Origin of the sequence: Leucobacter weissii, assembly GCF_017565745.1 — a bacterium.
Classification (GTDB): Bacteria; Actinomycetota; Actinomycetes; order Actinomycetales; family Microbacteriaceae; genus Leucobacter; species Leucobacter weissii.
On record NZ_JAGDYM010000004.1, the window covers coordinates 116,235 to 140,955 of the forward strand.

The 24,721-nt window shown below is 72.2% G+C and carries 19 protein-coding genes; 9 read left to right on the forward strand and 10 right to left on the reverse strand.

The genetic code is table 11. From position 1 onward, the window contains the following. The first annotated feature begins 247 nt into the window (after positions 1 to 247). The 4 genes from J4H92_RS02740 to J4H92_RS02755 all read left to right on the forward strand — a co-directional run bounded on the left by J4H92_RS02740 (position 248) and on the right by J4H92_RS02755 (position 4,289). On the forward strand, positions 248 to 1,102 hold the full coding sequence (locus J4H92_RS02740; RefSeq protein WP_208095659.1) for a transporter substrate-binding domain-containing protein: 855 nt from the start codon (positions 248 to 250) through the stop codon (positions 1,100 to 1,102). Positions 1,103 to 1,106: 4 nt separating this feature from the next. Continuing rightward, positions 1,107 to 1,979: an amino acid ABC transporter permease gene (locus tag J4H92_RS02745; protein WP_208095661.1), complete on the forward strand. Its 873-nt coding sequence runs from the start codon at positions 1,107 to 1,109 to the stop codon at positions 1,977 to 1,979. Then, the gene (locus J4H92_RS02750) at positions 1,976 to 2,761 is read left to right on the forward strand and encodes an amino acid ABC transporter ATP-binding protein (protein ID WP_208095662.1); all 786 of its coding nucleotides are present in this window, start codon (positions 1,976 to 1,978) and stop codon (positions 2,759 to 2,761) included. Before J4H92_RS02745 ends, J4H92_RS02750 begins: the two co-directional genes overlap by 4 nt. A 79-nt stretch (positions 2,762 to 2,840) precedes the next feature. Further along, positions 2,841 to 4,289 carry a DHA2 family efflux MFS transporter permease subunit gene (locus J4H92_RS02755; protein WP_208095664.1) on the forward strand — a complete coding sequence of 483 codons (1,449 nt, stop codon included), beginning with the start codon at positions 2,841 to 2,843 and terminating at the stop codon, positions 4,287 to 4,289. Positions 4,290 to 4,436: 147 nt separating this feature from the next. Here J4H92_RS02755 and J4H92_RS02760 read toward each other — a convergent pair whose 3' ends face one another. Then, on the reverse strand, positions 4,437 to 5,345 hold the full coding sequence (locus tag J4H92_RS02760; RefSeq protein ID WP_208095666.1) for a LysR family transcriptional regulator: 909 nt from the start codon (positions 5,343 to 5,345) through the stop codon (positions 4,437 to 4,439). A gap of 125 nt (positions 5,346 to 5,470) precedes the next feature. Here J4H92_RS02760 and J4H92_RS02765 point away from each other — a divergent pair, with 125 nt between their 5' ends. Next, positions 5,471 to 7,117: an aminotransferase class I/II-fold pyridoxal phosphate-dependent enzyme gene (locus tag J4H92_RS02765; protein WP_208095668.1), complete on the forward strand. Its 1,647-nt coding sequence runs from the start codon at positions 5,471 to 5,473 to the stop codon at positions 7,115 to 7,117. A 111-nt stretch (positions 7,118 to 7,228) separates the two neighbouring features. Here J4H92_RS02765 and J4H92_RS02770 read toward each other — a convergent pair whose 3' ends face one another. The 4 genes from J4H92_RS02770 to J4H92_RS02785 form a co-directional block, all read right to left on the reverse strand. After that, the gene (locus J4H92_RS02770; protein WP_208095669.1) at positions 7,229 to 8,083 is read right to left on the reverse strand and encodes an enoyl-CoA hydratase/isomerase family protein; all 855 of its coding nucleotides are present in this window, start codon (positions 8,081 to 8,083) and stop codon (positions 7,229 to 7,231) included. Between the two features lie 6 nt (positions 8,084 to 8,089). Then, positions 8,090 to 8,335, reverse strand: a complete 246-nt coding sequence (locus tag J4H92_RS02775) for a hypothetical protein (RefSeq protein ID WP_208095671.1) — start codon at positions 8,333 to 8,335, stop codon at positions 8,090 to 8,092. Positions 8,336 to 8,462: 127 nt separating this feature from the next. Then, a complete protein-coding gene (locus tag J4H92_RS02780) occupies positions 8,463 to 9,635 on the reverse strand; it encodes a winged helix DNA-binding domain-containing protein (protein WP_208095673.1) in 1,173 nt (390 codons plus the stop codon). Positions 9,636 to 9,702: 67 nt separating this feature from the next. Beyond that, positions 9,703 to 11,283 carry a DEAD/DEAH box helicase gene (locus J4H92_RS02785; protein ID WP_208095674.1) on the reverse strand — a complete coding sequence of 527 codons (1,581 nt, stop codon included), beginning with the start codon at positions 11,281 to 11,283 and terminating at the stop codon, positions 9,703 to 9,705. A gap of 253 nt (positions 11,284 to 11,536) precedes the next feature. On the opposite strand from J4H92_RS02785, the gene J4H92_RS02790 reads away from it, so the two are divergent. The 3 genes from J4H92_RS02790 to J4H92_RS02800 all read left to right on the forward strand — a co-directional run bounded on the left by J4H92_RS02790 (position 11,537) and on the right by J4H92_RS02800 (position 18,007). Further along, on the forward strand, positions 11,537 to 12,820 hold the full coding sequence (locus J4H92_RS02790) for an ATP-binding protein (RefSeq protein ID WP_208095676.1): 1,284 nt from the start codon (positions 11,537 to 11,539) through the stop codon (positions 12,818 to 12,820). Positions 12,821 to 12,967: 147 nt separating this feature from the next. Next, positions 12,968 to 16,624: a TM0106 family RecB-like putative nuclease gene (locus J4H92_RS02795; RefSeq protein WP_208095678.1), complete on the forward strand. Its 3,657-nt coding sequence runs from the start codon at positions 12,968 to 12,970 to the stop codon at positions 16,622 to 16,624. A 198-nt stretch (positions 16,625 to 16,822) separates the two neighbouring features. Beyond that, complete coding sequence (locus J4H92_RS02800; RefSeq protein WP_208095680.1) at positions 16,823 to 18,007, forward strand: pyridoxal phosphate-dependent aminotransferase; 1,185 nt, start codon at positions 16,823 to 16,825, stop codon at positions 18,005 to 18,007. A gap of 161 nt (positions 18,008 to 18,168) precedes the next feature. Here J4H92_RS02800 and J4H92_RS02805 read toward each other — a convergent pair whose 3' ends face one another. Further along, the gene (locus J4H92_RS02805; RefSeq protein WP_208095682.1) at positions 18,169 to 18,651 is read right to left on the reverse strand and encodes a hypothetical protein; all 483 of its coding nucleotides are present in this window, start codon (positions 18,649 to 18,651) and stop codon (positions 18,169 to 18,171) included. A gap of 200 nt (positions 18,652 to 18,851) precedes the next feature. Then, positions 18,852 to 19,976, reverse strand: coding sequence for an alanine dehydrogenase (gene ald / locus J4H92_RS02810; protein ID WP_208095683.1), 1,125 nt, complete (start codon positions 19,974 to 19,976; stop codon positions 18,852 to 18,854). 202 nt (positions 19,977 to 20,178) lie between these two features. Between ald and J4H92_RS02815 the strand changes: the two genes are divergently transcribed. Then, complete coding sequence (locus J4H92_RS02815; RefSeq protein WP_208095685.1) at positions 20,179 to 20,667, forward strand: Lrp/AsnC family transcriptional regulator; 489 nt, start codon at positions 20,179 to 20,181, stop codon at positions 20,665 to 20,667. A 288-nt stretch (positions 20,668 to 20,955) separates the two neighbouring features. Here J4H92_RS02815 and yczE read toward each other — a convergent pair whose 3' ends face one another. From yczE to J4H92_RS02830, 3 genes are all read right to left on the reverse strand, one after another. Continuing rightward, positions 20,956 to 21,591 (reverse strand): membrane protein YczE, encoded by a 636-nt coding sequence (gene yczE, locus J4H92_RS02820; RefSeq protein WP_208095687.1) that lies wholly within the window; start codon positions 21,589 to 21,591, stop codon positions 20,956 to 20,958. Between the two features lie 48 nt (positions 21,592 to 21,639). Continuing rightward, complete coding sequence (locus tag J4H92_RS02825; protein WP_208095688.1) at positions 21,640 to 23,412, reverse strand: cation:proton antiporter; 1,773 nt, start codon at positions 23,410 to 23,412, stop codon at positions 21,640 to 21,642. Between the two features lie 156 nt (positions 23,413 to 23,568). Then, positions 23,569 to 24,663 (reverse strand): NADH:flavin oxidoreductase/NADH oxidase, encoded by a 1,095-nt coding sequence (locus J4H92_RS02830; RefSeq protein ID WP_208095691.1) that lies wholly within the window; start codon positions 24,661 to 24,663, stop codon positions 23,569 to 23,571. Positions 24,664 to 24,721 lie beyond the last annotated feature (58 nt).

The window sequence follows — 24,721 nt, forward strand, 5'->3', positions numbered from 1 at the left end:
TCGCCGCGCTTCCGCCACGAGAATGGTGCTCCGCGACGAGGGGCATCTCTCCTTGCAGGAGCGGAGCGCCGCTTTCGTCGCGGAGGATGCCTCTCGTCAGCCCCGGGACTCGCCGCCGATACGCAGCGGCCTCCGCGTGGAAGATGACCGTCTGTGACGACCGGGTTCTCCGGATCCGGGAACGCTGGCCTATGCTGGTTTGGTTGTCCGCCGATCCGGCTCAGGAACCCCGAGAGGACCCACCACTGTGCTCAAGAAGACCCGACTCTCCGCCGCTCTCGCGCTGGGCGCTGCCGCGATCCTCGCCCTCACCGCGTGCACGAGCGGGGGCGGCGAGACCGAGAACACGGCCGAACCCGCGCCGGAGACCGGCCTCAGCACGCTCACCGAGGGCAAGCTGACCATCGCCACCGGCGAGCCCGCCTTCGAGCCGTGGGTGGTCGGCGACGACCCCGCCAGCGGCGAGGGCTTCGAGGCGGCGGTCGCCTACGCGGTGGCGGAGCAGCTCGGCTTCGCGGACGAGGACGTGGAGTGGGTGCGCACCACCTTCGACGCCGCGATCGCCCCCGGTCCCAAGGACTTCGACCTCAACCTGCAGCAGTTCTCGGTGACCGAGGAGCGGGCCGAGGTCGTCGACTTCTCCTCGCCCTACTACGAGACCACCCAGGCCGTCGTCGCCGCGACCGGCACCGAGGCCGCCGAGGCCGCCGGCATCGCCGATCTCAAGTCCGCCACCCTGGGCGTGATGAGCGGAACGACCTCGCTCAAGGCCGCGGAGGACGTGATCGCCCCCGACACCGATGTGCAGGTCTTCAACGACAACGCCGACGCCGTGACCGCCCTGCAGAACGGCCAGATCGACGCGCTCGTGGTCGACCTGCCCACGGCCTTCTACGTGCGCGACGCCCAGCTCGAGGGCGACGGCGTGATCGTCGGCCAGCTCGACGCCGCCGCGGGCGACGAGTTCGCCTTCGTCCTGCCGAAGGACTCGGCCCTCACCGCCGACGTGAGCGCGGCGGTCGACGCCCTGCGCGCCGACGGCACGCTCGAGCAGCTCGAGCAGACCTGGCTCGCCGACCAGGGCGCGCCGTTCCTCAGCTGAGCTGTTGACCCCCACCCCGCGGCCGGAGGCGCGTCCGTTCCAGCCCAGCTCCGTCGAGCTGGAACGACGCGCCTTCCGGCGCGCCCGCAGCCGGCGATCCGTGCTGGTCAGCATTCTGAGCACCCTGGTCTTCGCCGGGGTGCTCGTGCTCGTGCTCGTGGGCAGCCCCGGCTGGGAGCGGGTGAGCAGCACCTTCTTCGATCTCGACGTGGCCGTCGCGGCGTTCCCGCGCGTGATCGAGGGTCTCTGGCTCAACATCCGAGTGCTGGTCTTCGCGGCGCTCGGCGTCGCCGTGTTCGGCACGCTGCTCGCCATCGCGCGCACCCTGCGGGGCGCGGTGTTCACCCCGATCCGCCTCTTCGCCGCGGGCTACACCGACCTGTTCCGCGGAGTTCCGCTGCTGCTCGTGCTCTACATCATCGGCTTCGGCGTGCCGGGGCTCGAGCTCACGGAGCGCATGCCGGCGCAGTTCTGGGGCACCATCGCGCTGATCCTCACCTACTCGGCCTACGTGTCCGAGGTGCTGCGCGCGGGCATCGAGGCCGTGCATCCCTCGCAGCGCCTCGCGGCGCGCTCGCTCGGGCTCACCCACTCCAAGACCCTGCGGCTCATCGTCATGCCGCAGGCCGTGCGCAAGGTGACCCCCGCGCTGATGAACGACTTCGTCTCGATGCAGAAGGACGTGGGCCTCATCTCGGTGCTGGGCGCGGTCGACGCCGTGCGCGCGGCGCAGATCGAGGTGGCCAACAGCTACAACTTCACCCCCTACGTGCTCGCCGGGCTGCTCTTCGTCGCGCTCGCCTGGCCCTTCATCCGGATCACCGACTGGGTCACGGCGCGGGCGCAGCAGCGCGAGCAGATCGGGGGCACCGTATGAGCGAGCCGGAGGCGGCCGCGCCGCTGCTGCGCATCCTCGGCGTGGTCAAGCGCTTCGGCGAGCACACCGTGCTCGACGGCATCGACCTCGAGGTGGGACGGCACGAGGTGGTCGTGCTGATCGGCGCGTCCGGCAGCGGCAAGTCCACGCTGCTGAAGACGGTGAACCTGCTCGAGCAGGTCGACGACGGCCGGATCCTCCTGGGCCGCGCGGACGCGCCGGGCGAGGCCGCCGAGGACATAACCGATCCGCGCATCGACGCGGATCGCGTGCGCGGCCGGATCGGGGTCGTGTTCCAGCACTACAACCTCTTCCCGCACCTGCGCGTGCTCGACAACGTCACCCTCGCCGCGCGCAAGGTGCACCGCGCCGGCCGCGCCGAGGCCGAGCGCACCGGCCTGGAACTGCTCGAGCGGATCGGGCTCGCGGAGAAGGCCCGGGAGTACCCGGATCGGCTCTCGGGCGGGCAGCAGCAGCGCGTCGCCATCGCCCGCGCCATCGCCACCGACCCGGACCTCCTCCTGCTCGACGAGATCACGAGTGCGCTCGATCCGCAGCTCGTCGGGGAAGTGCTCGATCTCGTGCGCGAGCTCAAGACGCAGGGCTCCACGATCCTGATGGCGACCCATGAGATGAGCTTCGCCCGGCGCGTCGCCGACCGGGTCGTCTACCTCAAGGACGGGCGGATCGTCGAGTCCGGCCCGCCCGCCCAGATCTTCGACGCGCCCGAGCGCGAGGAGACCCGGGAGTTCCTCTCGCGCCTGCGCGACCCGTTCTCCTGAGCGTCGGCAAACGCTCTCGGCGAACACCGCCGGATCCGTCATCCTGACGTCACTGAGCGGGTGTAGTCTGAACAGCCTTATGCCTGCGACCCCGCCCCCTTCAGAAACCGAGCGGGAGTTCGGTCCCCGCGAGCAGCTCGCGATCTGGCTGCTCCTCGGCAGCGCCTTCGTCGTGATGCTGAACGAGACCATCATGGGCGTGGCGCTGCCGCGACTCATGGAGGATCTCGAGATCTCCGCCGCCGCCGGCCAATGGCTGACCACGGCCTTCCTGCTGACGATGAGCGTGGTGATCCCGATCACGGGACTGCTCATCCGGCGCTTCACCACCCGCGCGCTCTTCCTGACCGCGATGACCCTGTTCACGCTGGGCACCCTGCTCTCGGCGGTCGCGCCCGGCTTCGGGCTGCTGCTCGTCGGCCGCGTGGTCCAGGCGGGCGGCACGGCGATCATGATGCCGCTGCTCATGACCACCGTCACGACGCTCGTCCCCGAGCGGCAGCGCGGGCGGCTGATGGGGCGGATCGCCATCGTCATGTCCGTCGCCCCGGCGATCGGCCCGACGATCTCGGGGCTCATCCTGCAGTGGCTGAGCTGGCGCTGGCTGTTCCTCGTCGTCCTCCCGATCGCGGCGCTCTCGCTGCTGCTCGGGCTGCTCCGGTTGCCGAACGTCGGCCAGCAGACCAGGATCCGCATCGACGTCCTCTCGGTGCTGCTCGCCGCACTCGGCTTCGGCGGGCTCGTCTACGGCCTCAGCTCGATCGGCGAGCAGGCCAACGGCGTCGAGACGCTGCCGCCGGCGATCCCGATCCTGCTGGGGCTGGCCGCGCTCGCGGTGTTCGTCTGGCGCCAGCTGATCCTCCAGCGGAGCGACCGGGCGCTGCTCGACCTGCGCACCTTCCTCACGCGACCCTTCGCGCTCTCGGTGGTGCTTTTCGCGTTCAGCATGATGGCGCTCTTCGGCAGTCTGATCCTGCTCCCGATCTACGTGCAGCAGGTGCTGGGCTACGAGACGCTCGAGGCGGGCCTCGTCCTGCTGCCGGGCGGGCTGCTGATGGGGCTGCTCGGACCGTTCGTCGGCCGTATGGTCGACGTCCGCGGTGCTCGTTCCGTGCTGGTCCCGGGCAGCATCGTCGCGGCCGCGGCGCTCTGGAGCTTCGGGCTGCTCAGCGACACGAGCTCGATCTGGCAGGTGCTGGTCTCGCACCTGCTGCTCAGCCTGGGACTCGCGGGGATGTTCACCCCGCTGTTCTCCGTCTCGCTGGGGTCGCTCCCGTCGCGGCTGGCCTCCTACGGCAGTGCCACGATCAGCACGGTGCAGCAGGTCGCCGGCGCCGCGGGGACGGCGCTGTTCGTCACCGTCATGACCCTCGTGTCGAACCAGGCGGCCGGATCCCCGGACGCGGTCGATCCGCACGCGCTCGCGGCGGGCACCAGGGCGGCGTTCCTGCTCGGCGGCGTCGCCGCGACGATCGGAGCGGTGATCGCGTTCTTCGTGACGGAGCAGCCGGAGTCCCGGCGGGTCTGAACCGCGTGTGAGCCGCCCCCGCCGGCTCCTCAGGTGCTGAGTACAGCAGCCGTGCAGCAGGCCGCCGGCAGCTCGCCGAGGCGGTACCCTGCACGACTCAGCACCTGACGGAGGTGAGCGACTCGGGCAGGGGGTGTTCGCGGCCGGTCAGCTGAGCGCCGCGATGGTCCGGCGCACCGCCTCGGCGAGCTGCCGCACGGCGGGGGAGGGGTGCGGGCCCGTCGCCGCCAGCAGGATCTCGCGCGCGAATCTCGGGTCGTCGATCGGCCGCAGCACCGTGCCCGGAGGGATGTGCTCGGCGGCGAGCTGCGGCACCATGCCGACCCCCATGCCCGCGGCGACCATGCCGAGCGCGACCGAGTAGTCGTCGGTGCGGATCGCCACCTCGAAGCGGCGGCCGGCGTCGGCGAAGGCGTCGGTGATCACCTCGTCGAGCGTGTCGCCGGGGGTGGCGCCGTACACCCAGGGGGAGTCGTCGAGATCGAGCAGGGCTTCGAGGGTGAAGCGCTCGCGTCCGGCCGAGCCGTGATCGGCCGGCAGCGCGAGCAGCAGCGGATCGGTGAGCAGGTGCGTGGTGTGCACGCCCGTGCGGAAGGGCAGCGGATAGCCCGGTGCGGTATAGACCAGCGCCGCGTCGAGGGTGTGCTGATTGACCCGCGCGACCAGGGGAGCGATCTCCTCGAGCACGGCGTCGAGCTCGATGCCGACCTCGCCGAGCCGCTTGACGATGCTGGGCAGGAGACGCGCGGCGGCCGTGGGGAAGGAGCCGAAGCGCAGCCGCGTCCGCCCGACCTTGGCGAACTCGCGCACATCTGCCAGGGCGCGCTCCGAGAGGGCCAGGATCTCCGAGCCGCGCTCGAGCATCAGCCCTCCCGCCGCGGTGAGCGTGCTCCCACGTGCGCTGCGCTCCGTGAGCGGATGGCCCACCAGGGCGTCGAGGGCTCTCAGATGGTAGTCGACCGTGGGCTGGCTCCATCCGAGCCGCTTCGCCGCGCGCGCGACGGATCCCTCGGCCGCAACGGCCTGCAGCGCCTTGAGCTGTCGCGGATCCAGCATCTCACCCTCTTCTCATACCGTCTGCAGCAATACTGCCATATGCGCGCCGGTGATCTATATCCAGTATGGAGGGAGGGAGGGGATTCGGGCTTCCGAAGCGGCGGAATTCCCGGCAGTTTGGAACCATGTACGAAACTGTGAAGCTGCCTGAGCACCCGGGCCCGCGCGTATCCGGACTGCGCGGGCATGCGAGCCGCGCCGGAGGCGTGGCCGGAAGCCCCTCCGGCGCCGACGCGCAGACCGAGACCCCGTATCTGAGCGCGGTGCAGCGGCTGGCGGAGTCGCAGCCGCTGCAGGTCATGGTGCCGGGGCACAGCGGCACCTCGGATCGAGGCGGCGACCATCTCTCGGAGGTGTACGGCGACCGCGTCGTCCGCTACGACGTGCCGCTGATGCTCGAGGGGATCGACCTGGGCGACGACTCGCCCCTGAACGAGTCGCTGGCGCTCGCCGCGCAGGCCTGGGGCGCGCGCCGGGTGTGGTGGCTCACCAACGGGGCGTCGCAGGGCAACCGCACCGCGGCCCTCGCGGTTCGCGGCATCGGCGAGCGGGTCCTCATGCAGCGCAGTTCGCACTCCAGCTTCACGGACGGCGTGCTGCTGGCCGGGCTCATCCCCGCGTTCGTCTCGCCCAACGTCGACCAGCGGCACGGCATCGCCCACGGGCTGACCCCCGAGGCGCTGGAGGCGGCGCTCGCGCAGGAACGCGACGCCGGCCGGCCGGTGGACAGCGTCTACGTCGTCTCGCCCAGCTACTTCGGCTCGACGGCCGACGTGGCCGGACTGTCCCGAGTGGCGCACGCGCACGACGCCGTGCTGATCGTCGACGGGGCCTGGGGTGCGCACTTCGGCTTCCACCCGGAACTTCCCGAATCACCCGCTCGTCTCGGCGCGGACCTGGTGATCTCCAGCACGCACAAGCTCGCCGGCTCGCTCACGCAGTCGGCGATGCTGCAACTGGGCGACGGACCGTTCGCCGAGCGCCTCGAGCCGCTCATCAAGCGCGCCTACACCCTGACCGCCTCGACCTCTGCGAGCTCGGTTCTGATGGGATCGCTCGACGCCGCGCGCCGCGCGCTCGTCACCGGCGAGGCGAAGATCGGGCACGCGATCCGCCTCGCCGCCGAGTTCCGGGAGCGGTTGCGGGCCGACGACCGCTTCGCCGTCATCAGCGACGGTTTCGGCGCCTACCCGGATATCGTGGCGACCGACCCGTTGCGGGTGCCCATCGACGTGTCGGGCTTGGGGCAGAGCGGGCACTGGGTGCGCGACCGGCTCATCTCCGAGCACCGCGTGTTCTTCGAGATGTCCACGGCCACGAGCGTCGTCGCGGTCATCGGGGCGCTCTCCTCGCCCGACCTGGATCGGCTGATGGACGCGCTCGGCGCGGTCGCCGACGAGGCCGATCGGCTGCGCGCCGCGCAGGGGACCGGCGACCCCGGGTCCGCCCCGCAGGAGATCGCGCGGCAGACCGAGTTCCCCAGGCTTCCCGATCCGGGCACCCTGCGCATGCTGCCGAGGGCCGCGTTCTTTGGCGAGAGCGAACTCGTCTCCGCGGAGGAGGCGATCGGACGCCTCTCCTCCGACACGCTGGCCGCCTATCCTCCCGGCATTCCGAACCTGATCCCGGGCGAGGAGATCACGGAGGAGACCGTCTCGTTCCTGCAGGCGGTCGCCGCCTCGCCGACCGGCTTCGTCCGCGGCGCCGCCGATCCTCGGCTCACGAGCTTCCGCGTGGTGCGCGACCCGGTCACGGCCTCGCAGGCCGGGTAGCCGGGCGCAGCGGGGAAGGGAATCGGGGACGCGAACGACGGTCCCGTCTGGCCGATGGCGAACCTCTGCGTTCCCGTTTCCCGAGTCTCGTCGCGCGAGCGCTGCGGGGTGTCAGGCTCCGGGGAAGCTCGGGCGGCGCTTCTCCACGAACGCCGCGGTGCCCTCGAGCATGTCGGGAGTGCCGAAGCGGTCGGCGAAGGCCTGCCGTTCGATCTCGAGGCCGCGGTCGGTGGGCAGCGCCTGCGCGGCGCGCACGGTGCGCTTGGCCGCGGCGACCGCGGTGGGGGACTGGGCGGCGGACGCCCGCAGCGATTCACGGGCCGCGTCGAGCAGCGCGGCGGCGTCGGGCAGCACTCTGAGCGCCAGGCCGAGCTCGCGGGCCTCCTGGGCGTCGATCCGGCGGCCGGTGAGGATGAGCTCCCGGGCCGCGGCGATGCCGACGTACTGCTGCAGTCGCACGCAGCCGCCGAAACCGGGGATCAGCCCCAGAGCGACCTCGGGCTGGCCGAAACTGGCGCTCTCCGAGGCGAGGATGTAGTCGCAGGCCATGGCGAGCTCGCAGCCGCCGCCCAGCGCGAAGCCGTTGACGGCCGCCACCACGGGCACCGGGAGCGTCTCGATCCATGCGGTCAGCTCCTGGGCGTCGGCGGCGTAGGCCGCGGCCTCGTCCCGGCTCTGGTCGCGCATCACCGAGATGTCGGCGCCGGCGACGAACGAGCGTTCGCCCGAACCGGTCAGGATCACGCCTCGGATCGACCAGTCCGGAGCATCGTCGGCAGCCCCGTCGCCGCTCCGGCCGATCCGACCGCGGAGCAGGGAGAACACCTCGCGCAACTCGGCTATCACGAGAGGCGAGAGCGCGTTCAGCACCTCGGGCCGGTGCACGGAGACGGTGAGCAGACCCTCGGCGACCTCCAGGCGGAGGGAATCGAGCTCGAGATCCGCGAGTTGCGCCGCGGCGGTCATGACGGCTCAGTTCTTCTCGAAGAGGTTGCCGATGAGCTGGGCGAGGATCAGCACGATCGCCAGCAGCACGATGCCGCAGATGATGATGGCGCCCACCTGCAGCGGCTCGCCGGCCGTCGAGAACTGATCGGCCGGGTTGAACTTCTCCACGCCCTCCTCCGCGGCGAGCGCCGGGCTGGTCGTGAGCACTGCGGCGACGAACACCGAGACGAGCGCGGCGGCGGCGGTGGCGATGCGGGCGATGGTCTTCACGTGGTCTCCTCGCTACGGGCGGGTGCCGGCGGCTCCCGGGGTGCTGACTCTATTCTGCCGTGTCCGCGGCCGTTCCCGCGAACCGGAGCCGCCGGGCTCGGGGGGATCCGCCCCTGCGTCCCCGCGCTCAGGGCGCGGTCACGGCGAACGCGATGCGGTCGAGGCCCTGGAAGGCCCCCCATTCGGCCGCTCGCTCGGCGAGCCGTTCCACCCCCGCGTCCAGCGACTCGCCCGGCAGCGCGGTCGCGACGATCCCCTCGCCCTGCTTCGCGCCGCGCTTCCAGGTGCCGACGACGCGCCCGTCGCGCACGACGGTGGCGAGGAACACGCCGTTGCGGCCGGGCACGATGCGGGCGAAATGCCCCGGCTCGAGCTGCGCGGATCGATCCTGATAGCCGAGCAGGTGCTCGTCGAAGGCGGGGAGCAGCAGCCAGTCGGCGGCCTCGGCGCCGGATCCGGCTCCCGTGCCCGCGCCGCTCGGGCCGGGAATCCGGTCGAGCGCGCCCGGAGCCGCCCAGAGTTCCCCGGCGTCTTCCACCGGGATCGGGACGAGCCGTCCGGCGTCCGAGGCGAGCGAGACCGCTCGCCGGGACTCTCCCACGGTCATCCCCGACCACCAGGCGAGATCCTTCACGGACACCGCCCCGCGAGGCGAGGCGTAGCGGACGGCGAGTTCGGCCAGCGCCTCGTCGCCGCCGAGCCGCCGGGGAGCGGTGATCCACTCCTCTGCGGAGACCAGTCTCGGTTCGTCGCCTCCCGACACCGGGCCGAACACCGCGAGCCCGTTCTGGCAGAGCCACCAGACGAGGTGATAGCGCCAGTTGCTCTTCCACTCGATCCCCGCCTCCGTCCACGTGGCGGCGAGCTCGTCGCGGTCGAGTGCGGCCCCGCCCCGCAGCGCGGCGACCGACACCTCCACGAGCTGTTCCAGAACCGCGTCGTCCAGTCCGAGGAACTCGCGCCGCCTGGGGGCGTCCTTGAGCACGCGGTGATTGGTGGCGGTCTGCAGCCAGCCGATGTCCTCCGCGGCGACCACGTGCACCGTGCCCCGCATCGGCCAGGATCGGACGAGCGTGCCCGCGTCGAAGGCGGCGTGCACGTGCTCGACCTCGATGCCGGGGGTGCGCACGCCGAGGGCCCAACGCGACGAGCGCCAGTCCTGCCCCTGCAGGGCGAGCATGCGACGAGCCGTCGCGGCCGCGCGCTCGGCGCCGGATCCCTCGCCCCGAGCGTCTGCGGGGAGTCCCTGCGCAGCCAGCCGCAGCCGCCGCAGTTCGCTCGCGGTCAACGCTCGGCGCATGCGGCGAGTCTATCGTCGTTCCGTCGGTTCGTCCTTCCGCCCGAGGCTCTCCGCGCGGGAAGGCGCCTCAGTCGCGGTAGCCGGTCGAGTAGACCGCGCCTCCCGAGCTCTGGGCACGACGGCCGCTGCGGCGCTGGCCGCCTTCGGCACCGCGGCGCTGGCCGCCCGTGCCCTGACCCTGGGAGTTCTGGTGCTGCTGGCTCCTCTGGCCCTGCTGCCCCTGGTTCTGCGACTGACGCGCCGGCTGGCCCTGGCGCTGCCCGGACTGGCCCGATCCCGTCCGCGGCGCCTGGGAGGAGCCCTGTCCCTGCGCGCCGGAGCCCGCCGCTCCGCGACCCCGGCCGCCGCGCGAGCGCTTGCGCTTGGCGTTGGCCCCCGTGGAGCGGCCCTCGCCCGGCGCGGAGTGGCCCGCGGCCCGCTGCTGCGCGGTCTGGGCGGCCGCCCGGCGGCGTTCGGTCTCGCGCGCGTCGACGCGGGGCGCGACCTCGCCGATCAGCTCGACGACCTCGGGGTCGCCCGTGGTCACGGGTCGCGGCGTCACCCGGATCTTCGCGGCGCGCAGCAGCTGCCGCATCTCGCCGCGCTGCTCGGGCAGCACGACGGTCACGACGTCTCCCTCGTTGCCGGCCCGCGCGGTGCGCCCGGAGCGGTGCAGATACGCCTTGTGCTCGACCGGCGGATCGACGTGCACGACCAGGTCGACGCCGTCGACGTGCACGCCGCGCGCGGCGACGTCGGTCGCCACGAGCACCTTCGCCTCGCCGCTCACGAACTCGGCGAGGTTGCGGTCGCGTGCATTCTGCGACAGGTTGCCCTGCAGCTCCACGGCCGGGATGCCGCGCGCCGTGAGCTGCTTCGCGAGCTTCTTGGCCTGGTGCTTCATGCGCGTGAAGAGGATCCGCCGCTCGGAGCCGCTCGCGAGCGCCTCGATCAGCGCGTTCTTCTGCTCCGTGCCCGCCACTTCGAAGACGTGGTGGGTCAGCTGCGGCACCGGCGACTCGGCGCTGTCGACCGAGTGCAGGATCGGGTCGTGCAGATACTTCTTCACGACGTTGTCGACCCCGTTGTCGAGGGTCGCGCTGAAGAGCAGCCGCTGGCCCTGCTTCGGCGTGGCGTTCAGGATGCGCGTGACGACGGGCAGGAAGCCCATGTCGGCCATGTGATCCGCCTCGTCGAGCACGGTGATCTCGACGCCGTCGAGGCTGATGAGCCGCTGGCGCATCAGGTCGTCGAGGCGCCCGGGGGCCGCGACCACGATGTCGACGCCGCGCTCGAGCACGGCCTCCTGCCGACGCTGCGGCACGCCGCCGAAGATCGTGGTGACGCGCACGCCGACGGGATCGGCCAGCATCTTCACGGTCTCGGCGATCTGGGTGACCAGCTCGCGGGTGGGGGCGAGCACGATGCCGCGCGGGCGGTTCGGCCTGCGCTTGGCCTCGACGTCGCCGGCGAGGCGCGCGACGAGCGGGATCGCGAAGGCGATGGTCTTGCCGCTGCCGGTGCGCCCGCGGCCGAGCACGTCGCGGCCCGTGAGGGTGTCGGGGAGCGTGTCGCGCTGGATCGGGAAGGGGGAGGTCTTGCCGTTCTTCTCGAGTGCGTGCGCGAGCGGAGCGGGCACGCCGAGATCGGCGAATGAGGGAGTGGTCACGGTGACCTTTCGTGGTGATGGCGGCGCAGAGCGACGGCCGGGGCCTTCGGCTCCCGGGAATCGTGCATCGCTGCCGGATCGGCGAGTGCGCGGGACCGCGCATCCGTTCGCCGCGGAGAAAACACGCGCGCCCTGGGGCTCGTGAGGAATGTCAGCGACGATGGGGCCCTCGGATCGGGCCCGTGCTCTGAAGTCTAGCGGATGTTCCGCAGAGCGGCTGTCAGAATCCGTTCCGATCTGCGAGGATGCCTCCATGGGACGCGTGCACATCCGTGAGTTTCACGATGACGACCTCGACGCGGTCGTGGGGCTCTGGTGGGAGGCCGCCTCCTCGGCCGAGCCGCCGGTCTACTCGCTCGCCGAGGTGACGGCCTCCTGCCGCGAGGACCACGCGGTCGTCGCGGTGCAGGACGACCGCGTGGTCGCCGCCGCGGTGGGGCGCGCGGCGCACGCCCAGGGGTGGATCGTGTTCTTCGGCGTGGCGGAGCACTCCCGCTCCGAGAACGTGTCGGCCGTGCTGCTCGACGCGCTCGAACGGCGGATGCTGCCGCTCGGGATCTCCACGCTCTCGGTGCTCATGCCCGAGGACGGCCGCATCGATCTGCTCACCTCCAACGGCTTCCGCCTCCGCCACCGCCTGCGCTACCTCGAACGGCGGCTGCCGGTGCAGCGGCGCGAGCTCGATCTGCTGAAGGACGTCGGCGGGCGGATCCTCCCTCGGCATCTCTGGGATCAGGTGGCGGGCATGCACCACGAGAAGCAACTCCTCGAGGAGCGACTGGTCGCTCCGCTCGCGCAGCCGGATCTGGCCGACCGCTACGGCGTGGTTCCGCCGCGCGCCGTGATGCTCTTCGGTCCCCCCGGCACCGGCAAGACCACCTTCGCGAAGGCCGTCGCCTCGCGCCTCGACTGGCCGTTCGTCGAGGTGTTCCCCTCGCGGCTGGGCGACGGCGGCACGGGGATGGCGGCGTCGCTGCGCGGGATCTTCGAACGGATCGATCAACTCGAGCACGCCGTGGTGTTCATCGACGAGGTCGAGGAGATCGCCTCTCAGCGCCGGGGCGATCCGCCCTCTCCGACGCAGGGCGTCACGAACGAGCTCTTGAAGATCGTCGCCGACTTCCGCGCGCGCGAGGGGCTGCTGCTCATCTGCGCGACGAACTTCGTGCGCGCCCTCGACGCGGCCTTCCTGCGGCACGGACGGTTCGACTACGTGCTGCCGATCGGTCTGCCCGACCGAGAGGCGCGGGATGCCATCTGGCGGCGCTACGTGCCTCCCGAGATCATCTCCGCGATCGACGTCCCGATGCTCGTCGAACGCAGTGAGGGCCTCACCCCCGCCGATATCGAGTACGCGGCGCGGCGCGCTTCCCAGGAGGGACTCGCCCGGGAGCTGCGCGCCGAGACGGCGCCGGCGGCCCGGGCGGAGCTCGCGACGGTCGACTACCTCGAGGCTCTCGCCGCGACCCGGGCGACGGTGTCGGCGGCCGAGGTGGAGGCGTTCCTCCAGGACATCGAGGCGCTCGCGAGACTGTAGGCCGCGTCTCTCGGCCCTCCGCCGGCCGCGCCGGCGCGGTGCGGGAGACGAGGGGTCGAGCGGGCGGGGTCGCGAGCGCCCCGGATGTCGGCGGTGCACCGTAGTGTGTGAGCAGCGACCGGAACCGGCTAGGAAGGGGGATCGCTGATGTTCGTGCAGCGGGAGGGCGAAGGGCTGCGCCTCGTCACGAGCGCGAGCGATCTCACTGCCGCGAGCTCCTGCGAGTTCGCCTTCCTGCGCCGGGTGGATGCGAGACTGGGGCGTGAGGTCGAGGTGCCGCCCGACGACGACCCGATGCTCGCGCGGGCCGCGCGGATGGGCGACGCCCACGAGGATCGGGTGCTCGCGGCGTATCGCGCCGAGTTCGGCGAGGGCGGGATCGGCGCCGCCGGCGGCGTGATCGAGATCGAGCGGGCCGATTCGCGCGACCCGGCCGCGCTGCTGGCGGCCCAGGAGGCGACGGTGGCCGCGCTCATGGGCGGGGCGGACATCGTGTTCCAGGCGACGTTCTTCACGCGGAATCTTCAGGTGGGGGTGCAGCGCGTTCCCGCGGATCCGGCGATCGGCTTCGTCGGCTACGCGGACTTCCTCGCCCGCACCGCGGACGGGTCCTACGAGGTTCAGGACACCAAGCTCGCCCGCCGCGCCAAGGTCACGGCGCTCATGCAGCTGGCGGCATATGCCGAGCAGTTGGAGCGGTTGGGCGTTCCCGTCTCTCCCGAGGCGGTGCTGATCCTCGGCGACGGGGCGCGCAGCCGCCATCGTCTGGACGACATCGCTCCGGTGTTCCGCGCGCGGCGGGTGCGGCTGCACGAGATCCTGCTGCGGCGCGTGCGGGCGGTCGGGGCCGATGGTCGTCGCGAGAGCGCCGCGGCCGTGAGCTGGCGCGCGGACGATGTGGTCGCCTGCGGGCGTTGCGAGGTGTGCGGCCCGGAGGTCGCGTCGGCTCGGGATCCTCTGCTCATCGCCGGCGTGCGGATGGCGCAGCGGGATCGGCTGATCGGCGCGGGGTTCGACACCATCGACGGCGTCGCGGCCGCGCTGCCCGCCATCATCTCCGGCGCGGTGAGCGTGGACGGCGTCGGGCGGGCCGTGCTGCAGCGCCTGGCCGAGCAGGCCGCGTTGCAGATCGAGGCGGTGGAGGCCGAGCCCCCGCCGTTCCGGGTCGCCGAACCGGCCGCCCTCGCTGCGCTGCCGCCTCCGAACCCCGGCGACCTGTTCTTCGACTTCGAGGGCGACCCGCTCTACCGCGAACCGGGAGCCGGCGAGCGCGCGCGCTGGGGTCTCGACTACCTCTTCGGAACGATCGACGCGCACGAGCGATTCACCCCGCTGTGGGCGCACGACCTCCGGGCGGAGCGCCGGGCACTCGAAGAGTTCCTGGCGCTGGTCGCCGAGCGGCGGAGACGGTACCCCGGCCTGCGCATCTACCACTACGCCTCCTACGAGCGCACGCATCTGCTCTCGATCGCGGCCCGCCACGGCGTCGGCGAGGCCGAGGTCGACCGGTTGCTGCGCGAGCACGTGCTCGTCGACCTCTACCCGATCGTGCGGCGCGCCCTGCGCGTCGGATCCCGCTCCTACTCGATCAAGAAACTGGAGCCCCTCTACATGGGTGACGAACTGCGCGACGAGGACGGGGTGACCAGCGCGGGGCAGTCGATCACGGAGTACGCGGAGGCGAGCGCACTCGTGAGATCGTCGGATGCGGTCGAGCGCGCGGAGGGGCAGCGCCGGCTCGACGCGATCGCCGACTACAACCGCTACGACTGCGTCTCGACGCTGCGCCTGCGGGACTGGCTGCTGCGCCTGGCCGCCGAGCACGATGTGCCGCCGTTCGACCCGGTCCGAGCCGAGGAGGACGGAGACGGTCCCGAACTCGAGCTGAGCTCGCTCGCCGCCGAGCTGACGCGGTACGCGGCACTGGCCGAGGATCCTGCAGACCGCCGCGCGGCGGCCCTCGCGGGCAGCGCGATCGACTACTACCAGAGGGAGCAGAAATCGTTCTGGTGGGCGCACTTCGCACGGCTCGTCGATCCGATCGAGGAGTGGGCGGACACCCGGGACGTGCTGGTCGTCGACACCGCAGCCAGCGCCGTGGAGAGCGATTGGCGAGAGCCGGAAGGCCGGCAGCGGAAGCACCGACGGAGGCTGCGGCTGCGCGGGCAGTTCGCGCCCGGCAGCTCGCCGAAGCCCGGGAGCGAGGGATACCTGCTCTACGACTTCCCCGCGCCCTTCGCCCAGGCGGGCGGCGGTCCCGGTGCTCGTGGCGCCCGTCTCGCGAGCATCGTCGAGCGGCACCCCGACGGGGTCACGGTGGAGGAGACGCGGGCGGCGGAAGCGGTCGCCTACCGGGAGCTGCCCGTGGCGCTGACTCCGGGACCGCCGCCTCCGCCCGGCGCCCAGAAGCCGGCCATCGAGGAGTGGGGCGCGACCCTGGCCGCCTCTCTCGACAGCGGATACTTCCTCGCGGACCCGGTGGTCGATCTGATGCGGCGGGTGCCGCCGCGGTTGCGCGGGGGAGCGGCGCTCGTCGCTCCCGGCTCGCCGGAGGCCCGCAGCGCCTTCGCGGGCGACGACTCGGGCGTCACGGGCGCCGTCGTGGACAGTCTGCGGCGGCTCGACCGCTCGGCTCTCGCCGTGCAGGGCCCGCCGGGAACGGGCAAGACCTACCTCGCGGCCCGGGTGATCCGCACCCTCGTCGAGCGCGACGGCTGGCGGATCGGGGTCGTGGCTCAATCGCATCGGGTGGTCGAGAACGTGCTCGAGGGCGCCGTGCGCGCCGGTCTCGATCCGAGTCTCGTGGGCAAGGTGCCGCAGGGCGGGCGGATCGAGGAGGGCGGCCTCCGGCCTGCCTACACGGTCCTCCCGAGGAACGGGCACGACGCCTTCCTGCGAGCGGCCGCCGCGGCCGGTCGGGGTGCCGTGGTGGGCGGCACCGCCTGGGATTTCAGCAACGCGTCGCGTGTGGCTCGTCGCAGCCTCGACCTGCTGGTGATCGACGAGGCGGGGCAGTTCTCGCTCGCGCCGACGATCGCCGCCTCCGTCTCTGCCGAGCGCCTGCTGCTGCTCGGCGACCCGCAGCAGTTGCCGCAGGTTTCTCAGGGGGTGCATCCGGAACCCGTCGACACCTCCGCGCTCGGCTGGCTGCTGGGCGGCCGGGGGACCATACCCGAGGGATCGGGCTACTTCCTGGCCGAAACGCGCCGCATGCGGCCGGAACTCGCGGATGTGGTCTCCGACCTGGCCTACGAGGGGCGCCTGCGCGCCCACCCCGACGCAGCTCTGCGGGAAGTCAGCGGAGCCGGGCCGGCCGGTCTCGTCTGGCACCCGGTCGACCACGCGGGCAACGCCACGAGCTCGCCGGAGGAGGCCGCCGGAGCGGTGCGGATCGCCCGGGAGGTGCTGCGCGGCCGGCTGCGCGAACCCGGCCGCGCCGAGCGGTCGCTCACCCCGGCCGATCTGATCGTGGTGGCCGCCTACAACGCTCAGGTCGAGTGCGTCGCCGAGGCGTGCGCCGTCGCGGGGCTCGGCGACGTCCGCGTCGGCACCGTCGACAAGTTCCAGGGCCAGGAAGCGGCGGTCGCCATCGTCACCCTCGCGGCGTCGAGCCCCGCCGACGTACCGCGCGGGCTCGAGTTCCTCCTCCTGCGCAACCGCCTGAACGTCGCGATCAGCCGGGCCCAGTGGTCGGCGCATCTCGTCTCGTCACCGCACCTCGGCGACGGGCTGCCGGGCTCCGCCGAGGGGCTGGCCGCGCTCGCGGGTTATCTGCGCCTCCTCGAGCGCGCGGTTCGCCCCTGATCGGTCGACCGCGCGATCCGGTGCGCGCCTGCGTGCCGCTTCGGGGTGCTCTGCCCCCGTGCGCGCGCCTGATCTGGCTGAGATTGCAGTTCGGGCTGATCCTCCGGCAGCGAAGGCTCCTCCAGAACCGCAACCTCAGCCAGAAGCGCGGGGCTCCGCCCGCCGGGTGGAAATGCCAGAAGGGGGTAGCGTAGGAGCATGACTCCCAGCGAACGGCAACCGCCGACCGCATCGCGGCGCTCGCGCATCCCGGCCTTCGAGGTCATGCGGATCACCGACGAGATCGCCCGCCGCCGTCTCGCCGGCCACGACGTCGTCTCGCTGTGCGCAGGGGAGCCGAGCGCGCGCCCCGCACCCGGCACGCTGAAGCCCGCGGGCTACACGGGTCCGCTCGGCACCTCGCCGCTGCGCGAGGCGATCGCCGGCCACTACCGGGACTGGTACGGCGTCGACGTCGATCCCGCGAGGGTCGCCGTCACGACCGGGTCGTCCGGCGCGTTCCAGCTGGTGTTCCTCGCCGCCTTCGACCCCGGCGACCGGGTCGCCCTCGCCAGCCCCGGGTACCCCGCCTACCGGAACATCCTCACCGCGCTCGGCGTGCGCGTGGTCGAGATCCCCACCGGCCCGGAGACCCGATACCAGCCGACCCCGGAGCTGCTCGACGCGGCGATCACCGATCACGGGGAGTTCGCCGGACTCGTCGTCGCCTCGCCGGCGAATCCCACCGGCACCATGCTCGGCCGTGCGGAGCTGACCGCGCTCGTCGAGTGGGCGCGGACGCGGGGGGTGCGCCTGATCAGCGACGAGATCTACCACGGCATCACCTTCCCCCGGACCGACGACCCGGACCCCCGCGGTGTGACGGCGGTCGAGCTCGGCTCCGAGTCGATCGCGATCAACTCCTTCTCGAAGTACTGGGGGATGACGGGATGGCGACTCGGCTGGACGGTGCTCCCCGAGAGCCTCGTGGCCCCGCTGGAGGCGCTGGCCTCGAACTTCGCGCTCTCGCCGCCCGCGCCCGCGCAGGAGCTCGCGCTCCGCGCCTTCACCGACGAGAGCTACGCGGAACGCGACGCCGTGGTCGCGGGCTTCGCCCGGGCCCGGGCGCTGATCCTCGACGCGGCCCCGGAACTCGACTGGGGCGCCGCGGCGCCGAGCGACGGCGCCTTCTACTACTACAGCGAACTCGGCCCGCAGCTCGCGCGCTTCGGCAGCGCGACCGCCTACGCCCGTGCCCTGCTCGAGGGCGCCGACGTCGCGGTGGTACCGGGCGTCGACTTCGACCCGCTCGCCGGCGAGCGCGCCGTCCGCCTCTCCTACGCCGCGGGGGAGCCGGCCGTCGCCGAGGCGCTCGACCGGATCCTCCGCTTCCAGGCGCGCTGAGGCGGCCCCGCGCGACCACAGGTCGCGGTCGCGCGGGCGCGTCGCCGCGCCGAACGAGTGAGGCCGGCTTGCGCGAGTGGGATCGGTTTGGGCGGTCGAATCCGGTTCCACTCGTGAAACATGAACCCACTCGCGAGCGACGCGGGCGCGTCGCCGCACGATCAGTCGAAGCGGATCGGTGTGCCCGCGGCGATTCCGGTGCGGGATTGGAGCGCGTGATCGACGGTGGCCGGGGGGCTTCCCGCTCTGTCGATGGAGAGATTGAGCTCCGCCAGCACGGCGCTCTCCGCGCCGTCGAGGGACAGCACGATCGCGGTGACCGCGCCGAGCAGCGGCTCCGGCAGTTCGGCGCCGGCACGAGCGATGACCGAGCGTGCGGCGGCCGCGAGCCCCGACGGGCCGGGAACCCGGAGTCGCTTCGACGCGCGAGCATAGTCCACGCCGTCACCCGACAGCGCGACGCAGACGAGTTCGCCGCCCTCGCGGGTCACCCGCAGTTCGAGCGTGCTCGAGGTCGAGACCGGAGGCCCGCCCGAGGCGCCGACGAAGGGGAGCGGGATGCCGGACGGAGCGCCGTCCGCGCCGCGATCCGAATGATCGTGCGGCTCGGGCGACGCCCCGCCGAAGGTGAACTTCAGGCTCATGGCCTCCAGCGTATCGCGCTGCGCGGAGGTCCGAGACGTGCTCGACCCGGACGGGTGGCCCCGAGCGAGAGGCATCCTCCGCGACGAGAATGGCGTTTCGCGTCTGGTGCGGAGGGTGCTCCTCGTGGCGGAGCGCCATTCTCGCGGGTCCCGGGGGCGGGTCCCGGTCCGGGTCCGGGGGTTGGGGGTCGGGTTCGGGGCTACGCCGAGGCCAGCACCTCGCCGTAGGGCGTGTAGGCGAGATCGGTGAAGGCCTCGTGCACGCCGTGGTTGGTCACCGCCCCCTCGTGAGCGTTCAGGCCCTTCGCCAGCGACTCGTCGGCGGACAGCGCCGCGCGCCACCCCTTGTCGGCCAGCGCCACGATGTAGGGCAGCGTCGCGTTGGTGAGCGCCGCCGTCGAGGTCTCGGGCACGGCGCCCGGCATGTTGGCGACGCAGTAGTAGATCGAGTTGTGCACGGGGAACGTGGGATCGTCGTGCGTGGTCGGGCGGGAGTTCTCGAAGCAGCCGCCCTGGTCGATCGCGATGTCCACCAGCACGGAGCCGGCCTTCATCTGGGCGACCATCTCGTCGGTGACGAGCTTCGGCGCCTTCTCGCCCGGGATCAGCACCGAGCCGATCACGAGATCGGCGTCCTTCAGCGCCTCGGTGATGTTGAGCGCGTTCGAGGTGCGGGTCTGGATGCGGCCGTTGAACTCGTCCTCCAACTGCTTGAGGCGCGGGATCGCGATGTCGATCACGGTGACCTCGGCGCCCATGCCGTAGGCGATGCGCGCGGCCTGCTCGCCCGCGGCGCCGCCGCCGATCACCACGACCTTGCCGCGCCGGGTCGCGGTGACGCCGCCGAGCAGCACGCCGCGGCCGCCGTTCGCCTTCATCAGGCTGTAGGCGCCGACCTGCACCGAGAGCCGGCCGGCCACCTCGCTCATCGGGGCGAGCAGCGGCAGCGCACGGCTCGGCAGCTGCACCGTCTCGTAGGCGATCGCGGTGGTGCCGGAGGCGAGCACGGCCTCGGTGAGGGTCTTGTCGGCGGCGAGGTGCAGATAGGTGAAGAGCACCTGGCCCTTGCGGAGCTTGTCGTACTCGGCGGCGATCGGCTCCTTGACCTTGAGGATCAGGTCGGCGGACGCCCAGACCTCGTCTGCGGTGGGGGCGATGGTGGCGCCGGCGGCGACGTAGTCCGCATCGGTGATGGCGGAGCCGAGGCCGGCTCCCGCCTGGACGAGCACCTCGTGCCCGCGGCGCTTCAGCTCGAAGACCCCGGCCTGGGTGATGGCGACGCGGTTCTCGTTGTTCTTGATCTCGGTGGGGATACCGACACGCATGATTCTGCTCCCTCGTGTTCGCTTGGCTGACTGCGAGCGGTCCGGGGTACATCCTGCGCTTCGCTGCGCGGAGCCGAACGAGCCGACCACTCGAATACGGTTCCGATTCTGCACTATATTCGCCGGTAACGGTGGTGTATAGAATATTCTTCGAAGCAATCGGGGATATCTCGGTGCATTGACCGAAGGGGCTCGGGAAGACATGGAACCGTCGAAGAATCTGCGAGTCGAGCCCGTGCTCGACGAGGTCGACCGTCTGATCGTGGAGGAGCTCCAGCGGAACGGCAGGATCACCAACGCGGAGCTCGCCGAGCGCGTCGGCATCGCCGCCTCGACCTGCGTGGCCCGGGTGCGCGGGCTGGTGGCGCGCCGGGTGATCACGGGCTTCACCGCCCGTGTGGATCCGGGCGTCATCGGCATGAACCTCCAGGTGCTGGTGAGCGTGTCGCTCCGGGCCGGAGCGCGTCAGCGCCTCAGCGAATTCAGCGATGAGCTGCGAGAGCTGCCCGAGGTGCTGCAGCTCTTCTTCCTGGGCGGCGTCGAGGATTTCATCATCCACCTCGCCGCGCGCGACTCGGACCACATCCGCGATTTCGTGACGGACCACCTCTCCGCCCATCCGGCGGTGTCGTCGACGCGCACGAGCATCGTCTTCAGCCATCACCAGAACCCCGTCCATCTCAGGGGCTGATCGCTCGGCGGCCGCTCGGGTGCGTTGAATAGGTCCGTGCGCTGGCGAGGATGTGCCCGGGGCGTGCGCTCGCAAGGCGGAGAAGCGAGGCGATGCCGGAAGGCTCGCACCGGGCGCTCGAAGCAACGCATCGCGTTGCGCGCCCACGTGCCGAGGGCCGCATGCGGCCCTCGGTGCAGGCGCCCAGGGCAGAGCAACGCTCTGCCGCGCCGTCGACTGACGACAACGCTGCGAGCGTGCGTCACGGGTGCACCGCAGCGCGTTCGGACCTATTCAACGTGCCCTAGCTCAGTCGTCGCCCGAGCCGGTCCCGCCGTCCGGCGCGTCGCGCGCGAGCGGGATGTTGAAGATGCGCAGGAAGACCTGGCAGAGCGGTCCGATCGCGAGAGCGAACGCGACGGTGCCGAAGCCGACGTTCCCGCCGAGCAGCCAGCCGAGCGTCACGACGGTCACCTCGAGCCCCGTCCGGGTGATCCAGATGGGCAGCCCGGTGACCCGGTGCAGCCCCGTCATGAGCCCGTCCCGCGGTCCGGGTCCGAGACGAGCCCCGATGTAGAGGCCCGTCGCCGCGCCGACCGTCACGATGCCGGCGGCGAGCGCGAGGATCCTCAGCCAGAGCGGCTCCGCCTCCGGGATCAGGAGCAGCCCGGCGTCCGCGGCCGGCCCGACCAGCACCGCGTTGCACACCGTGCCGATGCCGGGGCGCTCGCGCAGCGGGATCCAGCACAGGAGGACGACGATGCTGACGAGCACGGTGGTCGTGCCGAAGCTCAGCGGGACGTGCCCGATGATCCCGAGCGTGAGCACATCCCAGGGCGAGGCGCCGAGCGTGCCGCGCACGATGAGCGCGATGCCGATCCCGTAGAGGAACAGCCCGAGCAGCAGCTGCGCGCTGCGGCGGCCGACCCGCTCGGGCGTTCGCATTCGACTACGGTCCGCAGACATCGCCGCCTCGCCGCCGGGATCCGACGCTCAATGCTTCGACGGCGGCGTGAGCCGCAGCTCGTGCGCGTCGAGCGCGGCCTCGGCCGCGCGCAAGGCCTCGCTGCTGTACTGCCCGACCGCTCGTTCCTCGAGCAGCGTCGCACGCTGCGCATCGAGGACGATGCGGGCGAGGCGCAGCTGCGCGCGGGCCTCGTCCTCGGCCGGCGTGCGCTCGGCGTCGGGGGACTGCGGCAGCGCGAACGCCATGGACGCCACCGAGCCGCGCACGTTCGAGCGCGCGCGATCGATCACCGTCTCGGAGGGGACGGGGTGCGCCGGATCCGCCTCGGCCAGCTCCCGGTCGTGCTCGATCGCTGCGTCGAGGGCCGACTCGCCCGCCTCGGCGAGGTCGGAGGCGAGCGCCGTCAGCTCCTGGGAGCGATCCCCCGCCGAGGGGCCCGACGGCCGCAGTTTGCGGATCATGCCCGGGAGGGTGAGGCCGTGGAGCAGCAGCGTGGCGACGGCCACGAGGAAGGCGATGAGCACCAGTTGCGAGCGGTAGGGAACGGAGGTGGGGATCGACTGCGCCGCGGCCAGGGTGACCACGCCGCGCATGCCGCTCCAGCCGAGGATGGTCGCCCCTCGCCAGTCGAGCCCCTGATCCCTCGCGTGCGCGGCATCGGCAGCGGTGCGGCGCACCATGCGGTCGAAGCGCCGCAGTCGCATCGCCTGCGTGTCGGTCGGCGCGCTGGAGCGCGGATGGGCCTCCACCCGCTTCGCGAGCCGACGCATGCCCGCGGCCCGGGCCTCGGCGCGGGGGAGCGCCCGCGCCAGGGCCCAGGTCACCGGCCACATGAACGCCATGCGCAGCAGGATCAGCACGACCACGACGCCGAGGGCGAGCAGCAGCGTCCGGCTCAGGTGGACGTCGCTGCGGGCGACGTCGTCGACCAGCTTGTGCAGCTCGAGCCCCATCAGCAGGAACACGCCGTTCTCGAGCAGGAACTGCGCCGTGCGCCAGTTCAGACGCTCGTTCACGCGTGCGGTCGCGCTGAACTTGTGCGGCGCGTGGTGCCCGGAGTAGAGCCCGGTGACGACCACGGCGAGCACGCCCGAGGCGCCGAGGTACTCGGTCGGCACGAAGGCGATGAAGGGCACGGTGAACGAGACGACGGTGTCGTGGATCGGGTTGCTGAGCTTCGATCGCACCCACACGGTGATCGCGCCGACGAGGAGGCCGATGATGATGGCGACGACCACGGCGAAGGCGAAGGTCGCCGCCGCCTCCCAGAACACGAAGCCCCCGGCCACGGCCGCGATCGCGGTGCGCAGGAGCACGAGGGACGTGGCGTCGTTCACCAGGCTCTCGCCCTCGAGAATGGTGACGAGGCGCGGCGGCATGCCGACCCGCTTGCCGATCGAGGTCGCGGCGACGGCGTCGGTGGGGGCGACGACGGCTCCGAGCGCCACGGCCGCGGCGAAGGGGATGGCGGGCACGACCAGGTGGAGCAGAGCGCCGATCGCGATGGCCGAGATGATGACGAGCACCACCGAGAGCGCGGAGATGGGTCCGAGGTCGCGCCGCAGATCGAGCACGGGCACGTTCACCGCGGCCGCGTAGAGCAGCGGCGGCAGCACCCCGAGCAGGATGATCTCGGGATCGATCGAGATCAGCGGGACGCCGGGGATGTAGCCGATGCCGATGCCGAGCACGACGAGGATCAGGGGCGCGGCGACGTTGATGCGGCTGGCGAGCATCGCGACCGCGACGACCGCGATCAGCGCGGCGATGCCGATCAGCGACAGCTCTTCGATGTCCATGTGTCCAGGGTAGCGGCGGGCGGCGAGACGGTGCTCTCCGAGCTCGGATCCTCGAGCGGCGCGTGGGCGGATGCACCACCGTGACGGGGGCGCGGGGGATTCGTGCTCACGCGTCGGGCGCAGCGGCGCGTGCGCGAGGAGGAAGCGGGGCCGGGCTCAGAAGCGGGCTCGGGCGTACTGCGGCGGCACGAGTGAAGCCGCGTTCTCTGCCCGCAGCCGGTGCGCCCAGGCGATCGGCAGGTGCGGGTCGGCGAGCAGCGGACGCGCCAGCGAGATCACGTCGGCCTGCCCGGAGGCGAGGATCCCCTCGGCCTGCTCCGGCTGAGTGATCAGCCCGACGGCGCCGACCGGCAGCCCGGCCTCGCGGACCCGCGCCGCGATCGGCACCTGGTACGAGGGGCCGACCGGGATGGGCGCGCGCCCGGTGTTGCCGGCGGACGAGCAGTCGATCAGATCGGCGCCGTCCTCGGCCAGCCAGCCCGTCAGCTGCACCGCGGCGTCCCGGTCGAACCCTCCCTCGACCCACTCGTCGCCGGAGATGCGCACGATGATCGGCAGCTCGGGATGCGCCGCGCGGATCCCGCGCACCACCTCGCGGGTGAGACGCGCCCGGTTCTCGGGGGTGCCACCGTACCCGTCCGTGCGCCGGTTGCTCAGGGGCGAGAGGAACTCGTGCAGCAGGTAGCCGTGCGCGGCGTGCACCTCGACCGCGTCGAAGCCGATCCGCACCGCGCGCTCGGCCGCGGCGACGAAGGCCTCGACCACGCCCTCGATCCCGGCGACGGAGAGCTCGCGCGGGGTCGCGAGGCCGTCGAACGGCTCGGCGGAGGGCGCCACCGTCTGCCAGCCGCCCGCTCCCTCCGGCACCGAGCCCTCGGGCTCGCCCGGCAGTGAGCGGTAGGTCGACGCCTTCCGGCCCGCGTGCGCCAACTGGATCCCGATCCGAGCCCCGTGCGCCCGCACGAGCGGCACGATCCGCGCGAAGGCGGCTTCCTGCTCGTCGCTGTAGAGTCCGAGGCAGCCCGGGCTGATCCGGCCCTCGGGCACCACCGCGGTCGCCTCGACCATCACCAGCCCGGCCCCGCCCCGACCGAGCCCGCCGAGATGCTGCACGTGCCAGTCCCCGGGCACGCCTTCCCCGGGGCCGCTCTCGGCGACGGCCGAGTACTGGCACATCGGCGCCGCCCAGAGGCGGTTGCGGATCTCGAGCCCGCGGAGGCGGTACGGCTGGAAGAGGAGGGGGTTCGCCATACGGCAGATTCTACCGCCGACGGCCGGGCGCGCCGTGCTTGCCCGGGGACTCGCCCGG

Bases quoted from the DNA above. Each gene is read 5' to 3' on its own strand.
- J4H92_RS02750 (WP_208095662.1), top strand. From the start codon at position 1,976: ATGAGCGAGCCGGAGGCGGCCGCGCCGCTGCTGCGCATCCTCGGCGTG.
- J4H92_RS02755 (WP_208095664.1), top strand. From the start codon at position 2,841: ATGCCTGCGACCCCGCCCCCTTCAGAAACCGAGCGGGAGTTCGGTCCC.
- J4H92_RS02760 (WP_208095666.1), bottom strand. From the start codon at position 5,345: ATGCTGGATCCGCGACAGCTCAAGGCGCTGCAGGCCGTTGCGGCCGAG.
- J4H92_RS02765 (WP_208095668.1), top strand. From the start codon at position 5,471: ATGTACGAAACTGTGAAGCTGCCTGAGCACCCGGGCCCGCGCGTATCC.
- J4H92_RS02770 (WP_208095669.1), bottom strand. From the start codon at position 8,083: ATGACCGCCGCGGCGCAACTCGCGGATCTCGAGCTCGATTCCCTCCGC.
- J4H92_RS02780 (WP_208095673.1), bottom strand. From the start codon at position 9,635: ATGCGCCGAGCGTTGACCGCGAGCGAACTGCGGCGGCTGCGGCTGGCT.
- J4H92_RS02790 (WP_208095676.1), top strand. From the start codon at position 11,537: ATGGGACGCGTGCACATCCGTGAGTTTCACGATGACGACCTCGACGCG.
- J4H92_RS02795 (WP_208095678.1), top strand. From the start codon at position 12,968: ATGTTCGTGCAGCGGGAGGGCGAAGGGCTGCGCCTCGTCACGAGCGCG.
- J4H92_RS02800 (WP_208095680.1), top strand. From the start codon at position 16,823: ATGACTCCCAGCGAACGGCAACCGCCGACCGCATCGCGGCGCTCGCGC.
- J4H92_RS02805 (WP_208095682.1), bottom strand. From the start codon at position 18,651: ATGAGCCTGAAGTTCACCTTCGGCGGGGCGTCGCCCGAGCCGCACGAT.
- ald (WP_208095683.1), bottom strand. From the start codon at position 19,976: ATGCGTGTCGGTATCCCCACCGAGATCAAGAACAACGAGAACCGCGTC.
- J4H92_RS02815 (WP_208095685.1), top strand. From the start codon at position 20,179: ATGGAACCGTCGAAGAATCTGCGAGTCGAGCCCGTGCTCGACGAGGTC.
- yczE (WP_208095687.1), bottom strand. From the start codon at position 21,591: ATGCGAACGCCCGAGCGGGTCGGCCGCCGCAGCGCGCAGCTGCTGCTC.
- J4H92_RS02825 (WP_208095688.1), bottom strand. From the start codon at position 23,412: ATGGACATCGAAGAGCTGTCGCTGATCGGCATCGCCGCGCTGATCGCG.
- J4H92_RS02830 (WP_208095691.1), bottom strand. From the start codon at position 24,663: ATGGCGAACCCCCTCCTCTTCCAGCCGTACCGCCTCCGCGGGCTCGAG.